This is a genomic window from Arthrobacter sp. TB 26, from assembly GCF_000427315.1.
Lineage (GTDB): Bacteria > Actinomycetota > Actinomycetes > Actinomycetales > Micrococcaceae > Arthrobacter.
The window spans coordinates 1-10131 of the sequence record NZ_AUPJ01000130.1; the positions used below are offsets into that span (position 1 = coordinate 1).

Annotated in this window: 9 protein-coding genes, 2 tRNA genes and 1 pseudogene; 10 read left to right on the plus strand and 2 right to left on the minus strand. The window is 64.7% G+C overall.

The window, feature by feature from the left end; all coding sequences use genetic code 11:
• The first annotated feature begins 12 nt into the window (after nucleotides 1-12).
• Entirely contained in the window at nucleotides 13-147 is a 135-nt protein-coding gene (locus tag K789_RS0104075) for a zinc finger domain-containing protein (RefSeq protein ID WP_416352786.1), read from the plus strand.
• Nucleotides 148-287: 140 nt separating this feature from the next.
• Here K789_RS0104075 and K789_RS0104080 read toward each other — a convergent pair.
• Nucleotides 288-358 (minus strand) — tRNA-Gly (locus tag K789_RS0104080).
• Between the two features lie 133 nt (nucleotides 359-491).
• Between K789_RS0104080 and K789_RS0104085 the strand changes: the two genes are divergently transcribed.
• The 7 genes from K789_RS0104085 (at nucleotide 492) to K789_RS0104120 (ending at nucleotide 6811) form a co-directional block, all read left to right on the plus strand.
• A tRNA-Pro gene (locus tag K789_RS0104085) sits at nucleotides 492-566 on the plus strand.
• A gap of 68 nt (nucleotides 567-634) precedes the next feature.
• Nucleotides 635-2047, plus strand: a complete 1413-nt coding sequence (gene tig, locus K789_RS0104090; protein ID WP_024365643.1) for a trigger factor — start codon at nucleotides 635-637, stop codon at nucleotides 2045-2047.
• Nucleotides 2048-2293: 246 nt separating this feature from the next.
• Nucleotides 2294-2920 (plus strand): ATP-dependent Clp protease proteolytic subunit, encoded by a 627-nt coding sequence (locus K789_RS0104095; protein WP_024365644.1) that lies wholly within the window; start codon nucleotides 2294-2296, stop codon nucleotides 2918-2920.
• A gap of 38 nt (nucleotides 2921-2958) precedes the next feature.
• On the plus strand, nucleotides 2959-3618 hold the full coding sequence (locus K789_RS0104100; protein ID WP_024365645.1) for an ATP-dependent Clp protease proteolytic subunit: 660 nt from the start codon (nucleotides 2959-2961) through the stop codon (nucleotides 3616-3618).
• A 216-nt stretch (nucleotides 3619-3834) separates the two neighbouring features.
• Nucleotides 3835-5115: an ATP-dependent Clp protease ATP-binding subunit ClpX gene (gene clpX / locus K789_RS0104105; RefSeq protein WP_024365646.1), complete on the plus strand. Its 1281-nt coding sequence runs from the start codon at nucleotides 3835-3837 to the stop codon at nucleotides 5113-5115.
• Nucleotides 5116-5219: 104 nt separating this feature from the next.
• Entirely contained in the window at nucleotides 5220-5852 is a 633-nt protein-coding gene (locus K789_RS0104110) for a DsbA family protein (protein WP_035739077.1), read from the plus strand.
• Nucleotides 5853-6517: 665 nt separating this feature from the next.
• On the plus strand, nucleotides 6518-6811 hold the full coding sequence (locus K789_RS0104120) for a putative quinol monooxygenase (protein WP_024365648.1): 294 nt from the start codon (nucleotides 6518-6520) through the stop codon (nucleotides 6809-6811).
• Between the two features lie 97 nt (nucleotides 6812-6908).
• On the opposite strand, the gene valS is transcribed toward K789_RS0104120, so the two are convergent.
• Entirely contained in the window at nucleotides 6909-9527 is a 2619-nt protein-coding gene (gene valS, locus K789_RS0104125; protein WP_024365649.1) for a valine--tRNA ligase, read from the minus strand.
• A gap of 64 nt (nucleotides 9528-9591) precedes the next feature.
• Between valS and K789_RS0104130 the strand changes: the two genes are divergently transcribed.
• Together K789_RS0104130 and K789_RS24970 are read left to right on the plus strand one after the other, a co-directional pair.
• Nucleotides 9592-9954, plus strand: coding sequence for a DUF488 domain-containing protein (locus K789_RS0104130; RefSeq protein WP_024365650.1), 363 nt, complete (start codon nucleotides 9592-9594; stop codon nucleotides 9952-9954).
• Nucleotides 9955-10024: 70 nt separating this feature from the next.
• Nucleotides 10025-10131: pseudogene (locus K789_RS24970) on the plus strand (SDR family NAD(P)-dependent oxidoreductase); the annotation flags it as partial.

Below are 10131 nucleotides of genomic sequence, written 5' to 3' on the forward strand. Positions count from 1 at the left end.
TCCCGTAGCGGCCTGCCGGCCCCGGAGGAGTCCCACTTCGTCTACCGGCGGCAGGGGCTCGAATGCCGTGACTGCGGAACGCCGGTGGCCCTGACCGACCTCGGCGCCCGCAAACTCTACTGGTGCCCCGGCTGCCAGAAACCCTGAATCCCGAGGTACGCCGTCGACCCCGCGTCGACTGCTCCACAACTGCCCTTTTGAACCGCGAGAAGGGCAACTGCGGAGCAGTCGATGGGGGGGACACGAAAAAAGCCCCTCCGGAGAGGGGCTTTTTCGTCATATTTCGGAGGGGACGACGGGAATCGAACCCGCGTAATCAGTTTGGAAGACTGAGGCTTTACCATTAAGCTACGTCCCCGGGAATTTGCAGGAACCATCCAGCAAAACTTCCGGGCGGCTGTTGAAGCCGGATACAACTAAACCTAATTCAGGGCCCCGGTGTCAAATGTGCAAACCGGCACAATTTGACCGTAGACTGTTCTGTGCACTTACGGGGTGTAGCTCAGCTTGGCTAGAGCGCCTGCTTTGGGAGCAGGAAGTCGCAGGTTCAAATCCTGTCACCCCGACTCTGCAGGTACTGCCAGACCCTTGGCGGTGCAGAACCCCACCCCCTAAAACCAGGAGTACTTAGACTGTGAAGAGCGCTGTCGAGAACCTCACCCCCACGCGGGTCAAGCTCAATGTTGAGGTCCCCTTTGAGGAATTGAAGCCCAGCATCGCAGAGGCATACAAGACTGTTGCTTCGCAGATCCAGGTTCCCGGTTTCCGCAAGGGCAAGGTCCCCTCCAAGCTCATTGACCAGCGCGTTGGCCGCGGCTACGTGCTGGAGACTGCCATCAACGACGGCCTCAACGGCTGGTACCAGGCAGCCGTTCAGGAAACGGGCATCCGTCCGCTGAGCCGTCCCGAGGTCGAAATCACCGAGGTTCCGGACCCGTCCGCCACCGACGGTGAACTCAAGTTCCACGCCGAGGTTGACGTCCGCCCCGAGATCGAACTGCCCGACTACGCCGGCATCAAGGTTGAGGTTGCCGCTGCCGAGTCCACCGACGCCGACGTCGACAAGGCCCTGGACGAACTCCGCGGCCGCTTCGGCACGCTGAAGTCCGTGGACCGCCCGGCCGCCGACAAGGACTTCCTGACCATCGACATCACCGCCTCCATCGACGGCGCCGAGGTTGATTCCGCCACCGGACTGTCCTACCAGGTCGGCGCCGGCACCATGCTCGAAGGCCTCGACGAAGCCGTGACCGGCCTCAGCGCCGACGAGGACGCCATCTTCGGCACCACCCTCGTGGGCGGCGAGCACGCCGGCGAGTCCGCCCAGGTCAAGGTTGTCGTCAAGTCCGTCAAGGAGCGCGAGCTTCCCGAGGCTGACGACGACTTCGCCCAGCTGGCCTCCGAATTCGACACGCTGGCCGAACTGCGCGAGGACCTCGCCAAGCAGGCCGCGGGGTCCAAGGTCGTTGAGCAGGGCGTCGAAGCCCGCGACAAGGTCCTCGACAAGCTCGTTGAGCTGGTGGCCGTACCCGTCCCGGACTCCGTCGTCGAAGAGCAGCTCGAGCAGCACTTCAACGCCGAAAACGCGCACGGCGAAGGCGAGCACGACACCGAGGAGCACCGTGCCGAGGTCAAGGCCAACACCGAGCGTGCCTTCCAGAACGAGATCATCCTTGACGCCATCGCCGAAAAGGAAGAAGTCAATGTCAGCCAGAACGAGCTGATCGACTACATCGTCACCACCGCCGGCCAGTACGGCATGGACCCGAACCAGTTCGCCCAGATCATCGATCAGAGCGGCCAGGTCCCCATGATGGTTTCCGAGGTGCGCCGCCGCAAGGCACTCGCCGTCGTCCTGGGCCAGGCCGAGGTCACCGACTCCGAGGGCAACAAGGTTGACCTGAGCGACTTCGTCCGCCCCGGCGGCGAAGAGGAGCCGGTTGAGGCAGCTGCCGGAACTGAAGCCGACGTCGAGGACGCCGCTTCCGACGAAGCAGCAGCACCCGAGACCGCCAAGAACGATGACCCGGCAGCAGTGAAGTTCTAATACTTCTGTTCGAGTAATATTTCCGCCGCACCCCCGGATCTTTGATCCGGGGGTGCGGCTTTTTAAGCCGGTGATGAACCCGCCCGGGCAATCGTGCGCCGTCAGCGAACAGCCCCGCGCTTGAGCACAAAGCGGCCGGGAAAACCGTTAGTGTCCATGTAGGAAAGTTCAGTGATGTCGTCCAGTGGCGTCACCGTCGCCAGCGAGAGGTAAGTACATATGTCACAGCAAGCAGGGGCACCCCGGATGGCTACTGTCGATCCGGCAGCCCAGGATAACTACATTTACAACCGCCTGCTGAAAGAGCGCATCATCTGGCTCGGCTCCGAGGTCCGCGACGAGAACGCCAACGCGATCTGCTCGCAGCTGCTGCTGCTCTCGGCCGAGAACCCCGAGAAGGATATCTACCTCTACATCAACTCACCGGGCGGCTCCGTCACCGCCGGCATGGCCATCTATGACACCATGCAGTTCATTCCGAACGACGTCGTCACCGTCGCCACCGGCCTTGCCGCCTCGATGGGGCAGTTCCTGCTCTCCTCCGGCACCAAGGGCAAGCGCTACGCCACCCCCAACGCCCGCATCCTGATGCACCAGCCCTCCGGCGGCATCGGCGGCACGGCCTCGGACATCAAGATCCAGGCCGAGCTGATCCTGCACATGAAGAAAGTCATGGCGGAACTGACGGCAGATCAGACCGGACAGTCCGTCGAGACCATCCTCAAGGACAATGACCGCGACAAGTGGTTCACGGCCAAAGAAGCCCTCGAATACGGCTTCTTCGACAAGATCGCGGCGCACGCGGGCTCCGTGGCCGGCGGCGGCGGAACCAATGCCAACAGCGGCTCAGCCGACGCAGCCACCGAGAACTGACCGGCACGGAGACAGCAATGAATTCAGGAGCAATGAACATGAACTACAACTTCGGTTCGACGGCCGGTAACCTGCCGAGCAGCCGCTACGTGCTGCCGCAGTTCGAAGAGCGCACCCCCTACGGCTTCAAGCGCCAGGACCCGTACACCAAACTGTTCGAGGACCGCATCATCTTCCTCGGCGTCCAGGTTGACGACGCCTCGGCCGATGACGTGATGGCGCAGCTGCTGGTGCTCGAGTCCACCGACCCGGACCGCGACATCACGCTCTACATCAACTCCCCGGGCGGCTCCTTCACCGCCATGACGGCGATCTACGACACCATGACGTACATCCGCCCGGAGATCCAGACCGTCTGCCTCGGCCAGGCCGCCAGCGCCGCCGCCGTGCTCCTTGCAGCCGGCACGCCGGGCAAGCGCCTTGCACTGCCGAACGCACGCGTCCTGATCCACCAGCCGTCGCTGTCCGGCGGCCAGGGCGGCCAGGCCTCCGACCTGGAGATCCAGGCGGCCGAGGTCATGCGCATGCGGGAGTGGCTCGAAAACACGCTGGCCAAGCACTCCGGCCGGACGCCGGAGCAGGTCAACAACGACATCGAGCGCGACAAGATCCTCACCGCGGCCGAGGCCATGCAGTACGGCCTGATCGACCAGGTGCTGGATTCACGCAAGATGAAGCCCCAGGCCATCACCAAGTAGCGCAGCAGGTACGTAACAAGCAGTTCCCGGCACCGGTGCAGCCCACTTCAAGTGGCCGCACCGGTGTCGGCTTTCCACCCATCAGGCCTAAAGTGACCTAGAGTGGAACATGTCACGGCTGGCCTCCTTCAAGGAAGGTCCGTGATTCCAGTAACGGGTGCAGCGCTGCGCAGGAGTAGGACACAGCCGGCAGCAAGATACTAAAGGGGTTCACATATGGCTCGGATTGGCGAGAGCACGGATCTGCTGAAGTGTTCTTTCTGCGGAAAGAGCCAGAAGCAGGTTCGGAAGCTCATTGCCGGGCCCGGCGTCTACATCTGCGACGAGTGCATTGAACTCTGCAACGAGATCATTGAAGAAGAACTCGCCGAAGTAGCTGACCTTGGCAGTTTCGAGCTGCCCAAGCCCCGCGAGATCTTCGACTTCCTGCAGGAATACGTGATCGGCCAGGAGCCCGCCAAGCGCTCGCTCGCCGTCGCGGTCTACAACCACTACAAGCGCATCCAGGCCGGCCACGCGCCCAAGAGCGGCAGCCTCGCCGAAGGTGTGCACCACGACGACGTCGAGATCGCCAAGTCCAACATCCTGCTGATCGGCCCGACTGGCTGCGGCAAGACCTACCTTGCGCAGACCCTGGCCCGCCGCCTCAACGTTCCCTTCGCCGTCGCCGATGCCACCGCGCTCACCGAAGCCGGCTACGTCGGCGAGGACGTCGAAAACATCCTGCTCAAGCTCATCCAGGCCGCGGACTACGACGTCAAGAAGGCCGAACAGGGCATCATCTACATCGACGAGATCGACAAGATTTCGCGCAAGAGCGAGAACCCCTCGATCACCCGGGACGTCTCGGGCGAGGGTGTGCAGCAGGCCCTGCTGAAGATCCTGGAGGGCACAGTCGCCTCGGTTCCGCCGCAGGGCGGCCGCAAGCACCCGCACCAGGAATTCATCCAGATCGACACCACCAACGTGCTCTTCATCGTCGCGGGCGCCTTCGCCGGCCTCGAGGAGATCATCGGGTCGCGGTCCGGTCGCAAGGGCATCGGTTTCGGCGCCCCGCTCAACGAGGTCAAGAACAACACCGACTCCTACGGCGAAGTCATGCCCGAGGACCTGTTGAAGTTCGGGCTCATCCCGGAGTTCATCGGCCGCCTCCCGGTCATCACCACGGTCTCCAACCTGGACCGTTCAGCGCTGATCCAGATCCTGTCCACGCCGAAGAACGCCCTCGTGAAGCAGTACCAGAAGATGTTCCAGCTCGACGGCGTCGAGCTGGTCTTTGATGAGGAAGCTCTCAACACGATCGCCGACCAGGCGCTGGAACGCGGCACCGGTGCCCGCGGGCTCCGCGCCATCATGGAGGAAGTCCTGCTCCCCGTGATGTTCGACCTGCCCAGCCGCGACGACATCGCCACGGTGGTCATTACGGAAGACGTCGTCTCCAAGAAGGCCGCGCCCACCTTGATCGCCCACGACGTCAAGCGCCGCAAGTCCGCCTGATCCGGAATAAATAGGCCGCACTGGCCGCTGTTACCCTTGACGCGCGCGTTGTTCGAGCCACGCCAGCGCACCTTTCCCCGCAGACTTCCCCAAGGAGAGCACCTGTGCCTGAATCCCTGCCCACAGAAGCAACCACCAACAAGGCCGACTTCTGGTTCGACCCGATGTGCCCCTTCGCCTGGGTGACCTCCCGCTGGATCGGCGAGGTGGAAGACGTCCGCGACATCAGCACCGAATGGCACGTTATGAGCCTCGCCATGCTGAACGAGGGCCGCGAGGAGCTCCCGGAGGAGTACAAGGCGTTCCTCACCAAAGCCTGGGCCCCGGTGCGCGTCATCACGGCCGCCGCCCAGCAGCACGGCACCGGGTACGTCAAGGCGCTCTACGACGCCATGGGCACCAAGATCCACAACGAGGGCAACCAGGACATCGCCGAAGTCATTTCGAAGTCCCTCGCCGAGGTGGGCCTCCCGGCGGAGCTCGCGGCGGCAGGCCAGAGCGATGAATTCGACGCCAGGCTTCGCACGAGCCACGAGGCCGGGATCTCCCTGGTGGGCCAGGACGTCGGCACGCCCATCGTTTCTTTCAACGGAACCACGTTCTTCGGCCCCGTGCTCACCCGCATCCCGCGGGGGGAGGAGGCCGGGCGCCTCTGGGATGCCTCCGTGACGCTGGCATCTTTCCCGTACTTCTTCGAAATCAAACGCAGCAGGACCGAAGACCCCGTGTTCAGCTAGCCTCCGGCAGGACGCGACACGGCGTCCCACGAGAGGCATGGAGCCCCGGAAGAACTACTCTGTTGTAGTTCGTCCGGGGCTCTTGTGCATCCGGCGGGGCGGGATCACAATTGAACTTACCCACTTCGAAAGAAGCGGGACGCAGGAACCAAAGATTCAGTGACACTCATCCGACGCAGCCTTCGGCAAAGTCAGATGATGGCTACCAGTGACGAGGTAGGAAGACCTGAAAATCCAAGGATCCCGCCAGATTGCCTAAGACGTCACGTGGCAATCGAAAAGTCGAAGCCCCACCAACGGCAAAACGCTGATGGGGCTTCCCCTTTGCCCCAAACAAGCCAGCCCTCAAGCAAGCCAGCCCTCAAGCAGGGCTGGACCAGCTGGTCCGGATGCACCAGAACTACCGGTACACCTGGGTACGGGACGCGAGTATGACCCTGCAGGCAGCCTGGGTGGCCGCCTGGGCGATCAGTGAAGCGGAACGGCCAGGCCCGGGTTCCGGCGCCTGGCAGCGGACGAATGCCCGCTGATCAGAGCCCAAGGAACAAGCCCGGCGGCGCCGCTGTTGCGTCCAGTGGCAGGGCATAACTCCGGTGCCGGGATGTCCAGGCATCCTGTCCGGTTTAGTTCTGTGTCCTGTACCCACCTGCGACCATTGGAGCGCCATGCCCATCACAGCCCACCTTGATCTGAACCTGAAAACGGAATCCCTGCCCACTGCGCCGGCCGCGCTGCGCGACATCCTTGCCGATACGCGGGCGTTTGACGGCTGCCTCGGTGTCGATGTGCTGGTGGACAGCAATGATCCGGCGCACTTTCTTGTGGTGGAACAGTGGGCGTCGCTGGAGCACGACTCCGCCTACCGCGCGTGGCGGGCAGGCGACGGCGTGAGCGCGCTTGGAGAGCTCCTGGCGGCCCCGCCGGTGCTGACGCACTTCGAGACCTCCTTCGAGGTCTGAGGCCCGGACGGCAAAACCCATACGAACAAAGCAGGGGCTCCCTGCCCGGCCTGAGCCGGTCAGGGAGCCCCCGTCCTGTTTGTCCTTCGGGCTGCTGCTAGGCCGGTGCGGGCTCCTCGGCGGGGGCCAGAACGACGTCACTTACGGTCAGGTCGCCGTCGCCGGCCACGAGGGTGATCTCCCGGGCGTTGGCCGCGGCCTTGAGGTCGGCCAGGCCGGCCTTGAGCTGCGTGGTGAGAGAGTCCGTGGCCGTGATGGTCGCGGACAGGACTTCGGTGCGCTGCTTGACCTTGGCCTCCGACTTGGCCTTGCGGATGCCGCTGAGCGCTGTCCCGACGGTGGCCAGCAGGGTGGTGTCGCCGTCGATCTCGACGGCGGACGGCCACTGGGCACGGTGCACCGAGCCGGTACGCCACCAGCTCCAGACTTCCTCCGTGGCGAAGGGCAGGAACGGGGCGAAGAGGCGCAGCAGCGTGTCCAGGCTGGTTGCCAGCGCCGCCAGGACGGACGCCTGCTCGGCCTCGCCCGCGGCACCGTAGGCGCGGTCCTTGATGAGCTCCACGTAGTCATCGGTGAAGTGCCAGAAGAAGCTCTCGGTGATCTGCAGGGCCCGGGCGTAGTCGTAGCTTTCGAACGCCTTCGTGGCCTGCTGGACCACGTCGGAGAGCTGGGCCAGGACCGCCCGGTCCAGGGGGTTGCTGAGCGCGGAGAGGTCCCCGGACACCACGGAGTTCTCGGTGGCGCCCAGGTTCAGCACGAACTTGGAGGCGTTGAGCAGCTTGATCGCGAGCCGGCGGCCGATCTTCATCTGCGCGATCTCGTAGGCGGTGTCCGCGCCGAGCTTGGCCGAGGCCGCCCAGTAACGCACGGCGTCCGAGCCGTACTCCTCAAGCACGTCGGTCGGGACGATCACGTTGCCCTTGGACTTGGACATCTTCTTGCGGTCCGGGTCCAGGATCCAGCCGGAGATGGCGGCGTGCTTCCACGGCGCGGAGTCCTGCAGGGCGTCGGCGCGCACCGCGGAGGAGAACAGCCATGTCCGGATGATGTCGTGGCCCTGCGGGCGCACGTCGAAGGGATAAACCTTGGCGAAGAGCGCCTCGTCGGTGCTCCAGCCGCCCACGATCTGCGGGGTGAGTGACGACGTGGCCCAGGTATCCAGCACATCGGCGTCACCGGTGAAACCGCCCGGCACGTCGCGCTGGGCTTCCTCATAGCCGGGTGCCGCATCCGCTGCGGGGTCCACCGGCAGCTGCGCGTCGGACGGGACGATCGGAGCTGCGAAGTCCGGGTTGCCGTCGGCGTCCAGCGGGTACCAGACGGGCACCGGCACACCGAAGAAGCGCTGGCGGGACACGAGCCAGTCGCCGTTCAGGCCGGAGATCCAGTTCTCGTAGCGTGAGCGCATGAACGCCGGGTGGAAATCGATCTCGTGGCCGCGGGCAATGAGCCGCTCGCGGCGTTCCGCGTCGCGGCCGCCGTTGCGGATGTACCACTGGCGGGAGGTCACGACTTCGAGGGGCTTGTCGCCCTTTTCGAAGAAGTTCACCGGGTGCATGATCTTCTTCGGCTCGCCGTCGAGGAGTTCCGCAGCGGCCAGGAGCTCCACCACGCCTTCCTTGGCGCTGAAGACGGTCTTGCCCGCGATGGCCTCGAAGTGGGCGCGGCCTTCGGCGGTGGTGATCCACTCCGGGGTCTCGCCGATGATGCGCCCGTCCCGGCCCACAATCGCGCGGGTAGGCAGCTGGAGTTCCCGCCACCAGGTGACGTCGGTGAGGTCGCCGAAGGTGCAGACCATGGCGATGCCGGAGCCCTTGTCCGCCTTGGCGAGCGGGTGGGCCCTGACCTCCACCTCGACGCCGAACAGCGGGGAGGTGACTTTCTTGCCGAACAGCGGCTGGTACCGTTCGTCGTCGGGATTCGCCACCAGGGCGGCGCAAGCGGCCAGCAGTTCGGGGCGGGTGGTCTCGATGTAGATCTTTTCGCCGTCTTCGGTGAAGAACGGGTACCGGTAGTAGGCGCCCGCGACCTCGCGGTCCTCGAGCTCGGCCTGGGCAACCGCGGTGCGGAAGGTGACGTCCCACAGGGTGGGCGCCTCGGCCATGTAGGCGTCGCCCGCGGCGAGGTTCGCCAGGAAGGCGCGCTGGGAGATGGCCCGGGACTTGTCATCGATGGTGCGGTACGTCAGGTCCCAGTCCACGGACAGGCCCAGCGTCTGGAAGAGGTTCTCGAAGACCTTCTCGTCCTCGACGGCGAGTTCCTCGCAGAGTTCGATGAAGTTCCGGCGCGAGACGACGTCGAAATCGCGCTGGTTCTTGGCGGGTTCCGCCGGGGGCCGGTAGCCGGCGTCGTACGCGGTGGTGGGGTCGCAGCGTACACCGTAGTAGTTCTGCACGCGGCGCTCAGTGGGCAGGCCGTTGTCGTCCCAGCCCATCGGGTAGAAGACATTCTTGCCGGTCATGCGCTGGTAGCGCGCCAGGACGTCGGTCTGGGTGTACGAGAACATGTGACCGACGTGCAGCGAACCCGACGCCGTGGGCGGGGGAGTGTCGATCGAGTAGACCTGCTCCCGGGTGGTGTCCGGGTTGAACTTGTAGGTCCCTTCGCCAAGCCAGCGCCGGGTGAGGGCGTCTTCCAGCCCCTCAAGGGCGGGCTTGTCCGGAACGTTGATGGGGGCGGTGGTGGGCGTGTCTGTACCCTGCGTGTCTTCAGCCATGGGGCAATTCTTCCACTCTTTTTCACTGTGTCCCGCAACCTTGCCTTGCAGTAGCATGCGCAAGATGGAGGAAAGTACCGGAAGTTTTGTGATCAAGCGCATCTATGACGAACCCGCCGACGACGACGGCTGCCGGGTCCTGGTGGACCGGCTCTGGCCTCGCGGGGTCAGCAAGGAACGCGCGCAGCTGGAGATCTGGCTCAAGGAGGTGGCACCGTCCCCGCCGCTGCGCACTGAATTCGCGCACATGCAGGAACGCTTCGCCGATTTCCGCGCCGCCTATGAAGCGGAGCTTGACGGCAACCCCGCCGTGCAGACGCTGCGGGAGCTGGCCGCGGAGCACGGGAAGGTGACGCTGCTGTTCGGGGCGAGGGACCCGGAGACCAACCATGCCCGGGTCCTGCAGGAATTCCTGGCGCGGGATTGATCCGGGTTCACCGGCGTTCATCCTGCGGGCAGCCGGCAGGCTGGGCGGGGCTTGCCGTTAGGGTGGTGCCATGACTGAAGGAATCCAGAACAAAGCAGCAGTTGTCACCGGCGCCAGCACCGGGATCGGCGAGGCCACCGTGCGTGCGCTCCGGACCGAGGGCTGGACCGTCTACGC

What these genes read in the sequence shown, in the direction of transcription:
- K789_RS0104095 (WP_024365644.1), top strand. Translation starts at nt 2,294, where the DNA reads ATGGCTACTGTCGATCCGGCAGCCCAGGATAACTACATTTACAACCGC.
- K789_RS0104100 (WP_024365645.1), top strand. Translation starts at nt 2,959, where the DNA reads ATGAACTACAACTTCGGTTCGACGGCCGGTAACCTGCCGAGCAGCCGC.
- clpX (WP_024365646.1), top strand. Translation starts at nt 3,835, where the DNA reads ATGGCTCGGATTGGCGAGAGCACGGATCTGCTGAAGTGTTCTTTCTGC.
- K789_RS0104120 (WP_024365648.1), top strand. Translation starts at nt 6,518, where the DNA reads ATGCCCATCACAGCCCACCTTGATCTGAACCTGAAAACGGAATCCCTG.
- valS (WP_024365649.1), bottom strand. Translation starts at nt 9,527, where the DNA reads ATGGCTGAAGACACGCAGGGTACAGACACGCCCACCACCGCCCCCATC.
- K789_RS0104130 (WP_024365650.1), top strand. Translation starts at nt 9,592, where the DNA reads ATGGAGGAAAGTACCGGAAGTTTTGTGATCAAGCGCATCTATGACGAA.